The following is a 16,994-nucleotide window of genomic DNA, read 5'->3' as shown; positions in this document are numbered from 1 at the left end:
TTAGACTTGTTCTGTATTGAAATCAATTATTTTAACCTGATTTTCACGACACTTTTTGTACTAAATACTAATTTAGAAAATATGTCATATTCTAAAATAAAGGCCCCAGCTAGTATTATTGATGCAGTAAATGAAGCTGTTAGTTATTTTCCTGAACTTTATCACACACCTATTGAATTTAAGTTTAATAATATGGTGCGTAAAAATTTTATGCAAGCTCAACCCAAATGGATAAGCTTTTTAAAAAGAAGAAAACATCGTAGTTATATTATCCTAATAAGTAAGGAGTTTAGAGTAGAAAACGAAATTTTCACTGTGAATGAAATCCCTTATGATGCACTTGTAGGATGGTTAGGTCATGAATTAGGTCATGTGATGGATTATCGTAAAAGGAGCAGTTTAGGAATGTTAATTTTTGGGATTAAATATTTGTATTCATCCGCACACATTCAAGAAGTAGAACGCACTGCCGATGAATATGCTGTAAGACATGGCATGGGAGAACATATAATCAAAACCAAGAATTTTATTTTAAACCACACTAGTTTATCTGAGACTTATAAAAATCACATGCGTAAATTTTATCTATCTCCCGAGGAAATTTTAGAATTGATTAATAGATATGGTGATACTGGTGAAAAACCTACTAGAGAAGAGCTTGCGCCTAAGTAATGGTCGATTTACAAAAATGCTCCCATTCCTTAAAAGTTTCTTCTTTCATAACTTTTTCCATTTTTACCTGACCACCTTTCTTCTTGTTGTAATCATTCCATTTTGAAAATATCTCTGGTGCAACTTTATGAACTATCACACCCTTTAAGGCCTTAGACCTTGCAACTTTATAATTTTTATTTGCTTTTTGAAGTAAATCATCAAGATGTGATGCTAGCTCTTTCTCACTTACCTCAGTGGTTGTCCCTAACGTCCAAACGTGATAAAACTCACCTTTATTTTTTTTGGCACAAACCGTAAACTCCTTGATTGCTGTATCAAATTTGTTTTGCAGATCCGTTATCGCTGTTTCCATTTTAAGTACAGATAATTGACTACCTACTACATTTAGAAAGAACTTTGTCCTTCCTGTGATTTTAATTTCAGCGCGATCAACATCAGTAAATTTAATCGTATCACCTATTAAATAACGCCAGGCACCAGATACCGTTGAAATTATTAATGCATAATCCACATTTTCCTCTACTGCGCCTAAATGCAAAACTGGAGCATCTTCAACTATACTCCCATCTGGATTTATATATTCAGGTTTAAAAGGAACAAATTCAAAATAAATGCCACCATCAGTAACAAGTTGCATGGCGTCAGTTTCTGGTCTTTGTTGACTTGCTATAAAACCTTCACTAGCTAGATAAGTATCTACAATTTGAACAGGTTTAGAAAACAGTTTTTCAAAACTGCTGCGATACGGCTCAAAGGCAACTCCACCAGAGGTATATACAGACAAGTTAGGCCACACATCATGGATAGAATCAACCTTGTGATATTCCATCACTCTTTTAAGCATTATTTCAATCCAGGATGGTATACCGCTTAACATTCCAATATCCCAATTTTCAGATTGAATTGCAATTTGATGCACCCGTTCATCCCAATCATCTATACTTGCAATTTCCTTTCCTGGCTTGTAAAAGGAACTCAAAAATTCTGGAATTTGACTAGCCGATATTCCACTAATCTCGCCTATAGTAAACCCATTTTTATGATCAAGATCAGTAGAACTTCCCAATGCGAGAACCTCTTTTTCAAAAATTGAAGGATCTAAATTAAAATTACTTAATGCGCTTACCTGTGAGGTTCCAGCATCCTTAATGGCTGTTATCATTTCATCAGTTACAGGTATCATCTTTGACTTTTTACCAGTTGTACCGCTTGATCTAGCTAAAAAACTAGGTACACCTGGCCATGTAATATCGGGTTTCCCTTGTTTCATTTGTTGCCACCATCGATCGTTCATTTTATCATAGTCGTAGAAAGGTATCGCTTTCGCGAAAGCGTGCCTAATATCATCACTTTCTAAAATGGAATCAAAATCATAGTAAATACCAAACGAAGTATCCTGAGCTGTGATGAGCATGTTACGCAGGACCTTTTCCTGTGATTTTACATGGTCTGTAACCGAGGTCAAATTTTCATGAATACTGAGTGCTGTCTTAATCAAAGGACCTAAGAATGCCATATAAATAAGGTTTATTGTAAAGGTAAGACCCGTACAACCAGCATCTCGTTAAGATAGTGTTTAACTATGCTTATAAAATGTAAAAGGTATCTTTAACTCTTTAATGAAATACGGAAAATAACTTAGTTGCCTCATTATAGCTACTTTCAAATGACATTGCGTTTACATTTGAGTGCGCCTTTACGTTATTAAAGTAACTCACCATTTTTTCTGTAGGCATGTTTCCTGTAAGGTCATCTTTGGCCATAGGACAGCCACCAAATCCTTGAATAGCACCATCAAACCTGCGACATCCTGCTTTAAAGGCTGCATCGACTTTTTCATGCCATGTGGTAGGAGTAGTATGTAAATGTGCACCAAACTCCACATGCGGATACATAGGTATCAAATTTGAGAATAGATAATCTATAGTGGATGGATCGCTGGTACCAACGGTGTCGGACAATGAAAGGATTTGAACTCCCATTGTTGCTAATTTCTCTGCCCAGTCACCTACTATGTCTACATTCCATGGATCACCATAAGGGTTACCAAATCCCATTGAAATATAAACTACAACTTGTTTTCCCGAAGTATGAGCAATGTTTAGAATTTCCTTGAGAGTTTCAACAGATTGCTCTATTGTCTTATGCGTATTACGCATTTGAAAATTCTCAGAAATTGAAAAAGGAAATCCTAAATAATCAATTTCAGGATGTTGACAAGCATCTTGAGCTCCTCTTACGTTTGCAACAATAGCGAGTAATTTGCTTTCTGTTTTAGTTAAGTCTAATCCTGCTAAAACTTGAGCAGTATCAACCATTTGAGGAATTGCTCTTGGGGAAACAAAGCTTCCAAAGTCAATCGTATCAAAGCCACAACGCAGCAGTGATTGAATGTACTGTATTTTTTTATCAGTAGGAATAAAAGGTTTTATTCCCTGCATGGCGTCTCTAGGACATTCAATAAGTTTTACCTTTTCCATCGACCGGTAAAGATACGATGCTCGATCAGCTTTATGAAATCGATTGCGTAAATGATTTTTGATTAATTATCTATTTTTAAACTTGAATTTTAAACTTCTAATCAATCAATTCTCAGCTTATGAGTTCAGTAGACTTTCAAGTAGCAGTAATAGGTGCAGGACCAGCAGGTGCAAGTGCAGCTTATAAATTAGGAATAGCTGGTGTTTCATGCATTCTTATTGAAAAACAAAAGCTACCTCGTTACAAAGTTTGTGGTGGCGGACTGGTATATAGAGGATTAAACTCCATGTCGTTTGATATTTCATCCGTTATTGAAAGGCAGTTTGACACTATTGATATTTACTTAAAGAATGGTAAATCCATAAAAACAAGCTCTACAGAACCTATGGTAACCATGATAATGAGAGATTCATTTGATCATTTAATTACTAAAAAGGCTCAGGAAGCTGGTGTTCAATTACAAGATGAGACTAAATTGACAGCGATCAATCATGATAATCAAATGATTCAAGTTGTTACGGATAAAGGAAGCTGGAATGTTGAAGCAATTATAGCGGCCGATGGTGTTTACAGTCCTACTGCAAGGATGACTGGCTGGAAAAATGAGACTAGACATCTTGCTCCTGCATTAGAATACGAGGTTTACGTAACTGATGCAGAGTTTAAAAAGCACAAAGACATCGTTCGATTCGATATTGATGCCATTAAAAGTGGTTACGGATGGAGCTTTCCAAAAAAAGATCATTTATCAGTAGGTGTTGGCGCCTTTGGTGTTGAAAAAAAGAAAACAGATTTGAAAAGCTTGTGTATGGACTACATGAAGCGCATAGGAATCAATGAAGTAACTCATATAGATAAGCATGGGTTTAATGTTCCTGTAACTCCAAGAACAGATGGTTTTGTAAAAAACAATGTATTTCTCACGGGTGATGCGGCAGGTTTTGCCGATCCATTAACAGCCGAAGGTATTTCAAATGCCATAAGAAGTGGTAATCTAGCTGCACAATCCATCATTGAAAACGCTAACAACATCACAAGTGCTGGTGAACGTTATTTGGAGCTTTTGAATGACGATTTATTACCTCAAATAAAAACCGCTCAACAATTGGCCAAATGGTTCTACTCTCATCCTAAATTGAGGAACATTGTTCTTAATAAATATAGTCAAGAATTTGCAGATTATGTTGCAGGTATTTTTGCTGGAACTAAGACTTACCCAGAAAATGTAACGAAAAGATTGAAAGAAAAAGCGTTGTCCATGGTCAGTTTCTAATGTTTAGTTTTTTTTTAATTTGTAATAATGTAACAATTAAAACTTAAGGTATTAGTATTAAAACAGCAATCCCTACAAACACCACTATTTGCAACCATTTCATAAAAAAAGGAAACCAGTTGGAGTTTTTTATAAATATAGCTGCCCGACCTGCTAATAATGCAATACTGTAAAAAACAACTAAGGAAACTAACATAAAAATTATTCCCAAAATATAAATTTGAATCCATTCAGGAGTGTCATTTTGAACTACAAACTGTGGTAGCAAAGCAAGAAAAAACAAACTTACCTTGGGATTCAAAATATTCATAGTTACTCCTACTTTGAACATGTCCCACCAATTACCTTGAGAAGTTTGAGAATCCTGCAATGAGATAGATGGATCAGATTTGAATACTTGAAAAGCAAGATAAAGCAAGTAAATGGCACCGGCTATTTTTATTCCTAACAATAACCACTCATTATCCCTTATTACAATCGCAAACCCAAAAGCTACTAAAGAAGTATGAGCAATACAACCTGTTATTAATCCAGTTGCAATGGCAATTCCTATTTTACTACCACGAGCAACACTCTGTGTTAGAACAAAAATGTTATCTGGCCCAGGACTCAACGCAAGTAATAGTGTGGCAAGCGCAAAAGAAACTAAAGATTCTATCATTAACCTTGATCAATAATTGCCTTATTAATCCTTTTTATCAATCCAGGCCCTTCATAAATAAAACCGGTATACAACTGTACAAGACTTGCTCCTGCATTAAGTTTATCTAGAGCATCCTTTTCACTCATAATACCACCTACTCCTATAATGGGAAAAGCACCATTACTCTTTGAATGTAAAAAACTTATGACTTGGGTTGCGCGATTAGTAAGTGGCGCACCGCTTAATCCACCGACTTCATTTTGTAAGCTCTCTGCAGATTTTAATTTGTTTCTCTCTATAGTTGTATTGGTAGCAATCACACCATCAATCTTTGTATCTTCTACAATACCTATAATATCCATCAATTGATCATCAGTAAGATCTGGAGCTATTTTCAATAATATAGGTTTACGTACTGACTTCTTATTATTAATATCTTGTAGGGTCTGTAAAATATGAGTCAACGGTTTGCGATCTTGTAATTCACGTAAACCTGGTGTATTTGGTGAACTCACATTGACAGTAAAATAATCTACAAACTCAAATAGTTTTTCAAAGCAAATAATGTAATCATTGACTGCTTCCTCATTAGGAGTGATCTTGTTTTTTCCAATATTTCCACCGATAATCACATGCCCTTTTTCACCAGGTCTTGGATTTTTCTTCAATCGTTCAACTGCAGCATCAACACCACCATTATTAAAGCCCATTCTATTAATAATTGCTGCATCATTCTTAAGCCTAAAAAGTCGTTGTTTGGGATTTCCGTCTTGTGGTTTAGGTGTAAGCGTTCCTATTTCAATAAACCCAAATCCTAGGTTTGAAAATTCTTTAAAAGCCTTGGCATCTTTGTCAAATCCAGCAGCCATTCCAACAGGATTTGGAAATTTGATTCCAAATAATTCTCTTTCTAATGACTTTGGATTGTTGTGGTAGCGCTTTCGCGAAAGCGAACTAAATCCAGGCAACTTGTTTAATAACTTAACACTTTTGAATGAAAAATGATGTACTGCCTCTGGATCAAAGTTAAAAAGCAGTGGTCGTATTATAGTTTTATACATAGGAATAAGGTTGGGCAAATTTACAATCTGTATTGCTTTATTGCATATTTTTGTGACTCTAAAAAAAAGATCGACATGAGTAAATATGATGTAATCGTTTTGGGAAGTGGACCAGGCGGATATGTAACAGCTATACGTGCTTCACAACTAGGTATGAAAACTGCCATAGTAGAGAAAGAATCTCTAGGTGGAGTTTGTTTAAACTGGGGTTGTATTCCTACTAAAGCACTTATTAAAAGTGCCGATGTTTTTAACTACCTAAAACATGCTGAAGATTATGGTCTTAAAGCAGATAATGTAGATAAAGATTTTGATGCTGTTGTAAACCGCTCTCGCGACGTTGCAAATGGCATGAGTAAAGGTGTTCAATTCTTGATGAAAAAGAATAAAATCGATGTCATCATGGGTTATGGAACACTTAAAAAAGGTAAAAAAGTTGAGGTAAAAGCCGAGGATGGTTCTACCCAAACCATAGAAGGAAATCACGTAATTGTAGCTACTGGAGCTAAGTCTAGAGTTCTTCCATCGCTTCCACAAGATGGTAAAAAAGTGATAGGATACCGTGAGGCTATGACTTTAAAGGAACAACCTAAAAAGTTAATCGTAGTTGGATCTGGTGCTATAGGTGTTGAATTTGCTTATTTCTATAACGCAATGGGAACTGAGGTTACCATTGTAGAATACCTAGATCGTATTGTTCCTGTAGAGGATATAGATGTATCTAAACAAATGGAACGCAGCTTTAAGAAGTCTGGAATTAAAGTCATGACTTCAAGTGAAGTAACAAAAGTAGATACTAGTGGTGATGGTGTAAAAGCTACCGTTAAAACTAAAAAAGGTGAAGAGGTTCTAGAAGCAGATATCGTATTGAGTGCCGTAGGAATCGAAACTAACCTTAAAAATATAGGATTAGAAGAGGTTGGTATTTCTACTGATCGTGGTAAGGTACTGGTTAACAAATACTACCAAACTAATATTCCTGGATACTATGCAATAGGTGACATTACCGCTGGACCAGCACTTGCACACGTTGCTAGTGCAGAAGGAATCTTATGTGTTGAAAAAATTGCTGGTATGCATGTGGAACCATTAGATTATGGTAACATACCTGGTTGTACCTATTCTACTCCAGAAATTGCCAGTGTAGGTATGACTGAAGCACAAGCTAAAGAAGCTGGTTATGAGCTTAAGGTAGGTAAATTTCCTTTCAGCGCAAGTGGTAAAGCAAAAGCTAGTGGCGCAAGCGATGGTTTTGTAAAAGTAATATTTGATGCTAAGTATGGAGAGTGGTTAGGTTGTCACATGATAGGCGCTGGAGTTACAGATATGATTGCAGAGGCTGTTGTTGCACGTAAATTAGAAACTACTGGTCATGAAATTTTAAAGGCAGTTCATCCACACCCAACTATGAGTGAAGCTGTGATGGAAGCCGTAGCAGATGCTTATGATGAAGTAATTCACCTGTAAGACCTTATTAATTATACAATTAACAAAGAATCCTTGTCCTTATTTATAGAACAAGGATTTTTTTATTGACTATTTTTTTTTTTAGAATCGGAAAGACGTACCCAAGCTTAATGTTCCTACCTCACCTTCCTTACGAAGATTATTACTAAAAGTAGCTCTTTGGTAATCAAATAAATTCTGTTGATATCTTAAGTCAATACGCCATCTTTTTGATAAGTCGTATTGTAATCCAAATTGTAAATAAGGATTTACAATCACACGACCATATCTATCACGCTGGACAAGAGTTTGTGCGTTTGTATTGAATAATGTTCCTGCACCTGCATAAATGCGCCATCGATTTGCAAATCGATGATGAGTTTGAAAGGAAAGATAAGGAGTAAGACCTAGATTAGCATCAACGCCAGTTTCCCATCTTAAACTCCACACATTGTTTACTTTATAATCTGCATAAATACCTAGTCCTAGACCTAGAAATTTATCATCGTATTTGTATCTGGTATTTTGATAGGTTTGATAGGATAATAACGTTCTAGCAGTAGCTCCTAATTCCCACCTATTTTCAACAGGTGGATCAAATAGAATAGAAGTTGATTTTCTTTCTGTTTCTTGTGACCATAAAGCGTGTGTCACGGACAAAAAAAGCAAGGTAATGAGTAACTGTTTCATAGTTTGGTGTTTTGGTTTTGACCACAAATAAAACACACAAAACCACCAGCTACACTATTGACCACCAGGCTTTAACCCTAAATAACAAAAACTGTTAAGTGGTGTTACTTTTGAATTTTTGGTTTTTCTTTAAAAAAGGTAAAAGTTACATCTTCACCTACCTTTAGTTGTGAGGTCACATCTATTACTTGACCATCCTTAGCTTCAATTGCAATTTTTGCAGTATTGGGTGGTTTATTTCCAATATTTAAGGCTTTGATTTTAATAGTGTTCACAGGATCTATAAATTCCAAAGGAATTATTTTTTTAGTTGTACTAGGTTCAAAGTCCTTCAATATTTTGCGATCATTGATGGATAATTCTATTTTATCTCCATCTGCTTCTTGATCGTCCCAAATTATTAATTTAATATTCTTGTCTTTTAATATAATGTTCAAATTTTCTCCACCCTTTAATTGATTTTTAGAGAATCGATTGAACATCTTACTCATATTAATTTTCTGTTTAATGCTATCAGGAACTTTATTGGTTCTATTCACTCTTTTTTGAAATTTCTCATTTCGCTTTTTAACCTTTTCTGCCGCTTGCATTACAAGTTCCCCATCTATACAACTAGTAAGATCATCATAATATCCCTTAAAGGTTCCTTTAATTTCTGCTTTCCCGTTTAATTTTCTTAAATCACCTGTGAAATAAACGTTGCAAAAATCTATCTCCTTAATGTTAGATTTAGTGTAAATAATCTCGACTTCTCTAAATTCCAATTTATTCTCTTCACTATCATACTTTCCTACTACGGCCGACTTTGTCTCGTGCTCACCATTCATATCAGAGTAAGAAAATCCTTTAATTTTTCCGTTTTCTTCTTTAAAACTAAGATTATAAGTTATGAGAGAACTATCTGGTAATTTGAGCAGTCCCATGTATTCATAATTTTGAGCGCTAGATACTAAACTGAATAAAACTAAAATTAAACCGATTAAATATGATTTCATAAAAAGGCATATATTTGAGTAAATGTAACCAATAAAACAAATTTTATGAAAACAAAATTTACTTTGGTATTAGTAGGTTTATTCATGGTAATGAGTCAATTTGCCTTTGCCTCATTCCCAGTTGAAAGACAAGTTGTTTCTGAAACTATAGCAATTAGCGATACAGAAACGATGGAAGTAGCTACAACAACATTAACTTCTCCTGCTGCGGTTGCTTGGTCAGAGGATCAAACAGTTGCTATTCTTTTATGGTTTTTCCTAGGAGGATTTGCAGCACACAGATGGTTCTTAAAGAGCCCATGGTACTGGAATGTTCTCTTCATTATCACATTTGGATTCTTCGTTGTAGGATGGGTGATCGATGGTATAGAGATTATTACAGGAAGTTATCCTGGACTGTAAATTTAAAATTTAAAAAAAAGCCCGTTGAGTTTTCTCAACGGGCTTTTTTATTACACTTATTTTTAATTACAAGTCAAATATGAGTCCAGCAGAGATAGCTGTTGAGATGTTAAACAACTTGACATCCTGACCAAAATCATTATTGTTTTCATTAATTCGGCTTAGTCCATAAAAACTTTGGGCTTGGAAAAATAATTCTGTATTCTCCGAAACATCAAATTTATATCCTATCCCGTAACCTAAGCCTATATCTAGGCTAGAGACTTGATCCTTTAAATCAATCTCACTACCATCAGAAAGCTCACCTTTTGCACTTAATAATACATTTAAAGAAGGACCAAAATTCACATACCAGTTTCTGTTATCCCCAAAGTGAAAGTTTGCTTGCAAAGGAATAGATAAATAATTAAGCTTATCAATATTATTTTCAACATCAGTTCCTTTTGCATCATACAGTAATCCAGTTCTAAAACTCCATCGATCACTAAAATAGTAGTCTCCAGTTACTCCAACTACCATAGCTACTCTCAAATCATTGTTTAAATCTACATTACTTCTGTAGTTGGAAAGGTTTAATCCTAATTGAGGAGCAAGAGTAAAGTCACCTTTGTCATTTTGAGCATCTGTTGTAAAGGCAAAACCAGCGACACACAATACCGTTAAAAGAATTTTTTTCATTTGGTTGATTTTTTAAAATTACGGAGTAAAACTAATTTCCATGCTACTACCATAATGTGAAAATTATGTTAACACAAATAAGCCCATTGAGAAAACTCAACGGGCTTTTTAATTTCTGTAAATGATCTATTAATTGAATTTGTATACTAATCCCAAATTAACATTAGTAAAATTAAGACCTAAATCAAATGAATTAGTAGAATCAGAAGCTCCATCTAGCTCAACAGATGAATAGCTTAAAATTCCCACTGTCGCTTCTAGCGCAAAGTTGTTTGAAATGAAGTAACTAACACCTGGAGCAATACCTAGTCCAAAACCATCGGTATTAGATTCAAAAGCACCTTGCTCGTTTTCAACAGAAAGGTAAGCAACCGATAATTGTCCAAATAAAGAAAATTGACTACTTGGAGTTACATAATATCTTCCTGTAGCCTCGATGGCTATTGTAGTTGATTCAAAATCAACGACTCCAGGCTCCTCAAATGTTGAAGATGATAATCCTAATCCTAATCCTATAGCGATGTTGTCAGAAACAAAATATCCAACTGATGGTGCGAATTCTAAAGTGTTTTCTTTACGATCGCCAGTACTTTCTGTACTTATTCCAATTGATCCAGTAACAAATAAATCGCCTTGGGAGTAACCACCTGTATTTTCCTCTTGAGCGTTTGACATACCCATTCCAAATACTGCAAACGCAGCTACAAATAACATTTTTTTCATGATTGATTGTTTAAAATAATAATGAAGTAAAAATATCTGTTTGAAATGAGGTTATTGTTAATAGAATATTAATGCACTATTATCTTATGGATAGATAATGCATACCTAATTCATAACCTAATAATCCAAAACCACTTATCACTCCTGCGGCATGTTTAGATATATAGGACACATGTCTAAACTCTTCTCTTTTCATCACATTTGAGATATGAACTTCAATAACTGGTGTGGTTATTCCTGCAACAGCATCAGCTATCGCAACCGATGTATGCGTGTATGCGCCTGCATTAAATAAGATCACCTCGTATCCATGATCATCGGCTTTATGCAATTGATTGATCAACTCACCTTCTACATTACTTTGGTAATATTCAATAGTGATATGAGGTAGTTTTGCCCTTAAAGCTTTTAAATAATCATCAAAACTTTCTGCTCCATAAACTTCTGGCTCGCGTTTCCCTAGCAAGTTTAAATTAGGTCCATTAAGTATAAGTACTTTCATATGGTAAATATATCGGTAGTTACGCTTTCGCGAAAGCGTAAACTTAAAAAAGCCTGTTATCTAATAAATAACAGGCCTTTCATTTTTCTTTTTCCTTATCGTTCTAGAACTTGTATCCTATTGAAAGTTGAAGGTTAGAGTTGGTGATATCATCTCCAAACGTATCATTATCTTCAAACACATTGTTCAAACCAATCATATAACGAGCACTTATCATAAATCCTTCGAGCGATGTTCCCTCTTTGAATTTATATGCAAATCCACCACCAGCGCTTAGATCCAACTCTTCGGCATCAGCGTCTTGTTCTACATCTACTAGTCCGCCTTCTTGTGTGAACTCATCATTTACTAGAATTCCAAATTGTGGTCCTGCTTCGATTGAAAAACCAGAATCTGCAATGTAAAATTTAGCCAAAATTGGAATATTGATATAATCCAACTTTAACTTACTCTCTACCCCATTTGCTTCCGATTGTAAACCTTGTTGTGAGTAAACAGCCTCTGCTTGCAACCCAAAAGAAGAATTGAACATGTATTCACCTGTTAAACCTACATGGAAACCAGTACGACCATCAGTATCTTCAACAGCATCTCCTTGCAACTTTGCAAAGTTTACACCACCTTTAACTCCAAAGTCGATTTCTTGTGCCTGAACAGTAATAGCACTTACCGCTAAAGCAATTGTAAAAAGTAATTTTTTCATAGTTATTTATTTTTGTTGCACAAGATTACTAGAAATTTAAACACACATAACTTAAATTATTTTTAAGAGCTGTTAAAACTAGTTAATGACAAAGCCCTTTTTAAGATCATAATTAATTGAATATAAATGAAATACAACGCTTGGGATTCTATAATAAAAAGCTTTAAATCTTACTCTAGAATCGAGCGTGGACTATCAGAAAACACAATAAAAGCATACACTAGGGATCTCAATAAACTCAAGAATTACCTTATTGACAATGATCAAACTGTGAAACCAGAAAACATCTCCAGTGAACAACTTAAAGAGTTTATCTATCATATATCTAAAGAGGTTAAGCCACGTTCACAAGCAAGGATAACAAGTAGTTTAAAAGCTTTTTTTCTCTATTTAATATTAGAGGATTATAGAGAAGACCAACCTATGGATTTGATTGAAAGTCCAAAAATAGGACGCAAGCTACCAGATACTCTTACCCTTGAAGAAATTGATCAACTACTCGCTGCCATAGATAGATCTACCCCAGAAGGTGAACGCAATCGCGCTATCATTGAAACATTATACGGTTGCGGTCTTAGGGTAAGTGAATTAATTACATTAAGATTAAGTGACCTACTTTTTGAGGAAGGATTTATTAAAGTTATAGGTAAAGGTAACAAGCAGCGGTTTGTCCCTGTAAGTGAATATACTATTAAGGCGATCAACTTATATCGTGATGAAGTACGCGTTCATCAAAAAATAGACCTAAAACATCAAGACACTTTATTTCTTAATCGTCGAGGAAAAGGTCTTACCAGGGCTATGATTTTTCATATAATAAAGCAATTAACGCAACTCGCAGGTATTAAAAAAACTATAAGTCCACACACTTTTAGACACAGCTTTGCCACTCATCTACTAGAAAATGGTGCCGATTTAAGATCGATTCAGGCCATGATGGGGCACGAAAGTATCACCACAACCGAAATTTACATGCACGTTGACCGCAAGCATCTAGAACAAGTGATTCATCAATATCATCCTTGGGCAAAACAGTAACCTATTAAAGTTTTTATAAACTAGCATTCATTTTTGGGTATCGCTTTCGCGAAAGCTAACTTTAACAAAAAACAAAAATGAAAACATTAAAATTTAGAAATGGAGATGAACTCCAGGCTATAGGTTTAGGTACATGGAAATCTGCACCAGGTGAAGTGAAAAAAGCCGTAATCACAGCACTAGAAAACGGATATAAACACATAGATTGTGCTGCCATTTATGGAAATGAAAAAGAAATTGGTGAGGCTTTCAATGAGGTTTTCTCAAAGGGAGAAATAAAAAGAGAAGATGTGTGGATCACATCAAAGCTATGGAACAACGCGCACTTACCAGAAGATGTTGAACCTGCCCTAGATCAAACCTTAAAAGACTTACAACTGGATTACCTAGATTTATACCTAATTCACTGGCCCGTTGCATTTAAACCCGATGTAAAAAACCCTGAAAAACCTGAGGATTACTTAACACCCGATGAAGCTCCTATCCATAAAACGTGGGAAGCTATGACCGAATTGAAGCAAAAAGGAAAGGCAAAACATATAGGAGTTTCCAATTTCTCAATCCAAAAGCTTGAAGACTTAATGAGTAAGACTGACGAGACTCCTGAAATGAATCAAGTTGAGTTACACCCTTTGCTACAACAAAACGAGCTTTTTGAATACTGCAGTAAAAATGGAATTCACTTAACAGCTTATTCTCCATTGGGTAGTGGTGACAGATCCGAAGGTATGAAACAAGCTGATGAGCCCAACATGTTTGAACTTGATGCGATCAAAAACATTGCTCAAAAACACAATGCTAGTGAAGGTCAAGTGCTTATCAACTGGTCAGCAAATCGTGGTACAGCGGTTATTCCTAAATCAACAAATGAAGGGCGTATTAAAGAAAATCTAGCTGCTGCCGCTGTAAATTTTGACAAGGAAGATTTGAAGGAGCTTTCAAATCTAGATCGTCATTACAGATATGTAACAGGGAAATTCTTTGAAGTTCCAGAGAAGGGTTATGACAATATTTATAACGAATAAAAATTTACCCTATATGGGGTATTTTTTGAATTAGATATTCTTCTCATCTTTGACAAAGAGAAAGCAATCAAGTTCATGGAGTAAGAGAGTTAGGGGACTTTTACTTCACAAAAAAATGAGCTGATTCTCAAAATCATAAGCCAAAAAACTTATGAGGTTTAGGAAGGTTGTAGGGGATTTTTCTAAATCAAATTAAAAAACCGTTCTGAGAGATCAGAACGGTTTTATTTTTTGTTAGAATTTTTAAAATTACTTGGCAATATTTACCGCTCTCGTTTCTCGGATTACAGTAACCTTTACCTGACCAGGATAAGTCATGTCCGTTTGGATTTTTTGAGAAATCTCAAAAGAAAGCTGTGCCGCTTTTTCATCATTAATTTTCTCGCTTTCTACCATAACTCGTAATTCTCTACCAGCTTGAATGGCATAAGCTTTTTCTACTCCTGGAAAACCAAAAGCTATATCTTCAAGGTCTTTTAATCGTTGAATATAAGAATCCAGAACTTGTCTCCGCGCACCTGGTCTAGCACCGCTTATGGCATCACAAACCTGTACTATAGGTGACAATAGAGATGTCATCTCGATTTCATCATGGTGAGCACCAATTGCATTGCAAACTTCAGGTTTTTCACCATTTTTTTCGGCAAGTTTCATACCGAGAATAGCGTGAGGAGTTTCATCTTCAGTTTCAGGTACCTTACCTATATCGTGCAGAAGACCTGCACGTTTAGCTAGTTTAGGATTAAGTCCTAATTCACTCGCCATGGTTCCACACAATTTGGCTACTTCTCTACTGTGCTGTAATAAGTTTTGACCGTAGGAAGAACGATACTTCATTCTACCTACCATTTTTACTAGCTCAGGATGAAGACCGTGAATTCCTAAATCAATAACGGTACGTTTACCTACCTCTACTATTTCTTGGTCTATTTGTTTACGAGTCTTACGAACTACCTCTTCGATACGAGCTGGGTGAATTCTACCATCAGTTACTAATTTGTGTAACGAAAGTCTAGCTACTTCTCTTCTTACTGCATCAAAACAAGATAAGATAATTGCATCTGGAGTGTCATCTACTATTATTTCAACTCCAGTTGCCGACTCAATCGCCCTGATATTACGACCTTCACGACCTATAATACGACCTTTAACATCATCACTTTCTAGGTTAAAGACGGAAACACAATTCTCTACAGCTTCTTCTGTCCCTATACGCTGAATAGTGTTTATAATAACTTTACGTGCTTCTTGTTGAGCAGTCATTTTGGCTTCTTCAATAGTTGTCTGGATAATGCTCATGGCTTCTGTCTTTGCCTTATCCTTAAGTGACTCTACAAGTTGTTTCTTTGCATCTTCACCAGACATTCCACTTATAACTTCCAGCTGCTTGACTTGAGATTCGTGCAGCTTTTCAACCTCATCTAGACGCTTATAAACGCTTGCACGTTTACTTTCAACATCCTTAAGTTTATCCTCTAAACTTTGATTGAGTTTTTTATTTTTTGATAATTCACTTGAAGCCTTTGACTCTTTATCTCGAGTTCTCTTTTCGGCGTCGTTCATTTTCTTTTCTCGCTGCATGATTTCCTTCTCATGCTTTGATTTGAGCTCGATGAATTTTTCTTTTGCTTTATAGGTTTTATCATTATAAAGCTTTTCGCCTTTAATTTCGGCATCTTTTAGAAGGCTATCTGCTTCCTTTTTTGCATCGGCAATAATTTTTGATGCTTTTCCTTTTTCAATTATAGATTTTGCAATTAAAAATCCTATTGCTAATCCTATTATTAGCGCCACTATGGCGATTATTATACCTGTTGTATCCATGGTTGTTGACTATATATAAAAAAACCTGCACTAGTTGGGTTTTGAATGAACTCCTTAAATAAAGTTTAAGGCTAACTGATTGATCAAGGGTCTGGCATTATGACCAGCATGCTTTTACAACCACGACTCACCTTTTTTAAAGAATTATAGTGTTGAGTTCACCAAAAAATTGAACCAGTGCAGGTAGTAACTTTATTATTTTAAAAGAACGTCTTAAGAAAGGTGATTATCTAGTAAATGCTCGATATTATCCAGCATTTTTTTAGCATTTTCAACATCACTATTCTTATCTATTTTAATTTGCTCTGCTTGAGCTGCAAACTGTAGAGCACACATAGCTAGAACATCTTGTTTATCCCTTACGGCATAATTATTCTCCAGCTGTTGTATCATTTTTTCTATATTCTTTGCAGCTATACGAAGACCTTCTTCTCGAGAAGGTTCTATGGTAAGAGGATAAACTCTATCTGCAATAGAAATTTTGACTTTTTGCCTCTGACTCATAGTTTACGTAAGTTGAGCTATACACTTATCAATTTCTTTAACAAGTGCATTTATCTTGAGCTTTGTTTTTGTTTTGTACTCGTCACTACCCAGCATTGCGTTTGCCGTTTTGAGAGCTACCATCTTATCCTCTGTTGCTTTTAACGATTGTAAAAGTTCATTATTGTCTTTTTCCAATGTTGAAGTAAGTGTTTTTTCATCCATTAACTCCTGTCGCAACCTAGCATTTTCTTGTAATAAAGTCTTTACTTTTAACTCTATAGAAGAAAGTTGAGATGTTAGATCATTCATACGGCATTATTTTCTGCTGTATTTACAAATCTAAAATTAT

The 16,994-nt window shown here is 35.2% G+C and carries 19 protein-coding genes and 1 other RNA gene; 6 read left to right on the top strand and 14 right to left on the bottom strand.

Annotated elements, in window-relative coordinates:
* The first annotated feature begins 81 nt into the window (after window positions 1-81).
* Entirely contained in the window at window positions 82-672 is a 591-nt protein-coding gene (locus tag I5168_RS06725) for a hypothetical protein (protein WP_431471295.1), read from the top strand.
* On the opposite strand, the gene I5168_RS06720 is transcribed toward I5168_RS06725, so the two are convergent.
* Window positions 665-2,191: a GH3 family domain-containing protein gene (locus I5168_RS06720; protein WP_431471294.1), complete on the bottom strand. Its 1,527-nt coding sequence runs from the start codon at window positions 2,189-2,191 to the stop codon at window positions 665-667. The genes I5168_RS06725 and I5168_RS06720 overlap by 8 nt on opposite strands.
* Window positions 2,192-2,291: 100 nt before the next feature.
* The gene (locus I5168_RS06715; protein WP_042277593.1) at window positions 2,292-3,155 is read right to left on the bottom strand and encodes a hydroxymethylglutaryl-CoA lyase; all 864 of its coding nucleotides are present in this window, start codon (window positions 3,153-3,155) and stop codon (window positions 2,292-2,294) included.
* A gap of 119 nt (window positions 3,156-3,274) precedes the next feature.
* Here I5168_RS06715 and I5168_RS06710 point away from each other — a divergent pair, with 119 nt between their 5' ends.
* On the top strand, window positions 3,275-4,429 hold the full coding sequence (locus tag I5168_RS06710) for an NAD(P)/FAD-dependent oxidoreductase (RefSeq protein ID WP_431471293.1): 1,155 nt from the start codon (window positions 3,275-3,277) through the stop codon (window positions 4,427-4,429).
* Window positions 4,430-4,472: 43 nt separating this feature from the next.
* Here the strand turns inward: I5168_RS06710 and I5168_RS06705 are convergent, their stop codons facing one another.
* Entirely contained in the window at window positions 4,473-5,090 is a 618-nt protein-coding gene (locus tag I5168_RS06705; RefSeq protein ID WP_431471292.1) for a LysE family translocator, read from the bottom strand.
* Window positions 5,090-6,133, bottom strand: coding sequence for a quinone-dependent dihydroorotate dehydrogenase (locus tag I5168_RS06700; protein ID WP_431471291.1), 1,044 nt, complete (start codon window positions 6,131-6,133; stop codon window positions 5,090-5,092). Before I5168_RS06700 ends, I5168_RS06705 begins: the two co-directional genes overlap by 1 nt.
* Before the next feature lie 75 nt (window positions 6,134-6,208).
* Here I5168_RS06700 and lpdA point away from each other — a divergent pair, with 75 nt between their 5' ends.
* Window positions 6,209-7,600, top strand: coding sequence for a dihydrolipoyl dehydrogenase (lpdA, locus tag I5168_RS06695; RefSeq protein ID WP_431471290.1), 1,392 nt, complete (start codon window positions 6,209-6,211; stop codon window positions 7,598-7,600).
* 81 nt (window positions 7,601-7,681) lie between these two features.
* Here the strand turns inward: lpdA and I5168_RS06690 are convergent, their stop codons facing one another.
* Complete coding sequence (locus I5168_RS06690) at window positions 7,682-8,269, bottom strand: hypothetical protein (RefSeq protein ID WP_431471289.1); 588 nt, start codon at window positions 8,267-8,269, stop codon at window positions 7,682-7,684.
* A gap of 104 nt (window positions 8,270-8,373) precedes the next feature.
* Window positions 8,374-9,264 (bottom strand): hypothetical protein, encoded by an 891-nt coding sequence (locus tag I5168_RS06685; protein ID WP_431471288.1) that lies wholly within the window; start codon window positions 9,262-9,264, stop codon window positions 8,374-8,376.
* A 45-nt stretch (window positions 9,265-9,309) separates the two neighbouring features.
* Here I5168_RS06685 and I5168_RS06680 point away from each other — a divergent pair, with 45 nt between their 5' ends.
* Window positions 9,310-9,666: a TM2 domain-containing protein gene (locus I5168_RS06680; RefSeq protein ID WP_431471287.1), complete on the top strand. Its 357-nt coding sequence runs from the start codon at window positions 9,310-9,312 to the stop codon at window positions 9,664-9,666.
* 66 nt (window positions 9,667-9,732) lie between these two features.
* On the opposite strand, the gene I5168_RS06675 is transcribed toward I5168_RS06680, so the two are convergent.
* The 4 genes from I5168_RS06675 to I5168_RS06660 form a co-directional block, all read right to left on the bottom strand.
* The gene (locus I5168_RS06675) at window positions 9,733-10,344 is read right to left on the bottom strand and encodes a porin family protein (RefSeq protein ID WP_167342421.1); all 612 of its coding nucleotides are present in this window, start codon (window positions 10,342-10,344) and stop codon (window positions 9,733-9,735) included.
* A 129-nt stretch (window positions 10,345-10,473) separates the two neighbouring features.
* Window positions 10,474-11,067 carry a porin family protein gene (locus tag I5168_RS06670; protein WP_167342422.1) on the bottom strand — a complete coding sequence of 198 codons (594 nt, stop codon included), beginning with the start codon at window positions 11,065-11,067 and terminating at the stop codon, window positions 10,474-10,476.
* 79 nt (window positions 11,068-11,146) lie between these two features.
* On the bottom strand, window positions 11,147-11,569 hold the full coding sequence (gene aroQ / locus I5168_RS06665; RefSeq protein ID WP_431471286.1) for a type II 3-dehydroquinate dehydratase: 423 nt from the start codon (window positions 11,567-11,569) through the stop codon (window positions 11,147-11,149).
* Window positions 11,570-11,672: 103 nt separating this feature from the next.
* A complete protein-coding gene (locus tag I5168_RS06660; RefSeq protein WP_042277575.1) occupies window positions 11,673-12,272 on the bottom strand; it encodes a porin family protein in 600 nt (199 codons plus the stop codon).
* Window positions 12,273-12,398: 126 nt separating this feature from the next.
* Between I5168_RS06660 and xerD the strand changes: the two genes are divergently transcribed.
* Together xerD and I5168_RS06650 are read left to right on the top strand one after the other, a co-directional pair.
* Window positions 12,399-13,310: a site-specific tyrosine recombinase XerD gene (gene xerD, locus I5168_RS06655; RefSeq protein ID WP_431471285.1), complete on the top strand. Its 912-nt coding sequence runs from the start codon at window positions 12,399-12,401 to the stop codon at window positions 13,308-13,310.
* 77 nt (window positions 13,311-13,387) lie between these two features.
* Window positions 13,388-14,335, top strand: coding sequence for an aldo/keto reductase (locus tag I5168_RS06650; protein WP_431471284.1), 948 nt, complete (start codon window positions 13,388-13,390; stop codon window positions 14,333-14,335).
* Window positions 14,336-14,584: 249 nt separating this feature from the next.
* Here the strand turns inward: I5168_RS06650 and rny are convergent, their stop codons facing one another.
* The 4 genes from rny to I5168_RS06630 form a co-directional block, all read right to left on the bottom strand.
* Window positions 14,585-16,159, bottom strand: coding sequence for a ribonuclease Y (rny, locus tag I5168_RS06645; protein WP_431471283.1), 1,575 nt, complete (start codon window positions 16,157-16,159; stop codon window positions 14,585-14,587).
* Between the two features lie 47 nt (window positions 16,160-16,206).
* A non-coding RNA gene (gene ssrS / locus I5168_RS06640) (6S RNA) lies at window positions 16,207-16,317 on the bottom strand.
* Between the two features lie 55 nt (window positions 16,318-16,372).
* Window positions 16,373-16,663 carry a cell division protein ZapA gene (locus tag I5168_RS06635; protein WP_042277571.1) on the bottom strand — a complete coding sequence of 97 codons (291 nt, stop codon included), beginning with the start codon at window positions 16,661-16,663 and terminating at the stop codon, window positions 16,373-16,375.
* A gap of 3 nt (window positions 16,664-16,666) precedes the next feature.
* Entirely contained in the window at window positions 16,667-16,954 is a 288-nt protein-coding gene (locus I5168_RS06630) for a hypothetical protein (RefSeq protein WP_042277567.1), read from the bottom strand.
* Window positions 16,955-16,994: the final 40 nt, after the last annotated feature.

It is taken from the genome of Nonlabens sp. SCSIO 43208 (assembly GCF_050703575.1).
In the GTDB taxonomy this organism is placed as follows: Bacteria; Bacteroidota; Bacteroidia; order Flavobacteriales; family Flavobacteriaceae; genus Nonlabens; species Nonlabens tegetincola.
Note: the sequence above shows the minus strand (reverse complement) of the source record. Positions and strands in the feature narration are given on the sequence as shown.

Coding starts and splice junctions, on each gene's coding strand:
- I5168_RS06725 (WP_431471295.1), top strand. CDS start 82: ATGTCATATTCTAAAATAAAGGCCCCAGCTAGTATTATTGATGCAGTA.
- I5168_RS06720 (WP_431471294.1), bottom strand. CDS start 2,191: ATGGCATTCTTAGGTCCTTTGATTAAGACAGCACTCAGTATTCATGAA.
- I5168_RS06715 (WP_042277593.1), bottom strand. CDS start 3,155: ATGGAAAAGGTAAAACTTATTGAATGTCCTAGAGACGCCATGCAGGGA.
- I5168_RS06710 (WP_431471293.1), top strand. CDS start 3,275: ATGAGTTCAGTAGACTTTCAAGTAGCAGTAATAGGTGCAGGACCAGCA.
- I5168_RS06705 (WP_431471292.1), bottom strand. CDS start 5,090: ATGATAGAATCTTTAGTTTCTTTTGCGCTTGCCACACTATTACTTGCG.
- I5168_RS06700 (WP_431471291.1), bottom strand. CDS start 6,133: ATGTATAAAACTATAATACGACCACTGCTTTTTAACTTTGATCCAGAG.
- lpdA (WP_431471290.1), top strand. CDS start 6,209: ATGAGTAAATATGATGTAATCGTTTTGGGAAGTGGACCAGGCGGATAT.
- I5168_RS06690 (WP_431471289.1), bottom strand. CDS start 8,269: ATGAAACAGTTACTCATTACCTTGCTTTTTTTGTCCGTGACACACGCT.
- I5168_RS06685 (WP_431471288.1), bottom strand. CDS start 9,264: ATGAAATCATATTTAATCGGTTTAATTTTAGTTTTATTCAGTTTAGTA.
- I5168_RS06680 (WP_431471287.1), top strand. CDS start 9,310: ATGAAAACAAAATTTACTTTGGTATTAGTAGGTTTATTCATGGTAATG.
- I5168_RS06675 (WP_167342421.1), bottom strand. CDS start 10,344: ATGAAAAAAATTCTTTTAACGGTATTGTGTGTCGCTGGTTTTGCCTTT.
- I5168_RS06670 (WP_167342422.1), bottom strand. CDS start 11,067: ATGAAAAAAATGTTATTTGTAGCTGCGTTTGCAGTATTTGGAATGGGT.
- aroQ (WP_431471286.1), bottom strand. CDS start 11,569: ATGAAAGTACTTATACTTAATGGACCTAATTTAAACTTGCTAGGGAAA.
- I5168_RS06660 (WP_042277575.1), bottom strand. CDS start 12,272: ATGAAAAAATTACTTTTTACAATTGCTTTAGCGGTAAGTGCTATTACT.
- xerD (WP_431471285.1), top strand. CDS start 12,399: ATGAAATACAACGCTTGGGATTCTATAATAAAAAGCTTTAAATCTTAC.
- I5168_RS06650 (WP_431471284.1), top strand. CDS start 13,388: ATGAAAACATTAAAATTTAGAAATGGAGATGAACTCCAGGCTATAGGT.
- rny (WP_431471283.1), bottom strand. CDS start 16,159: ATGGATACAACAGGTATAATAATCGCCATAGTGGCGCTAATAATAGGA.
- I5168_RS06635 (WP_042277571.1), bottom strand. CDS start 16,663: ATGAGTCAGAGGCAAAAAGTCAAAATTTCTATTGCAGATAGAGTTTAT.
- I5168_RS06630 (WP_042277567.1), bottom strand. CDS start 16,954: ATGAATGATCTAACATCTCAACTTTCTTCTATAGAGTTAAAAGTAAAG.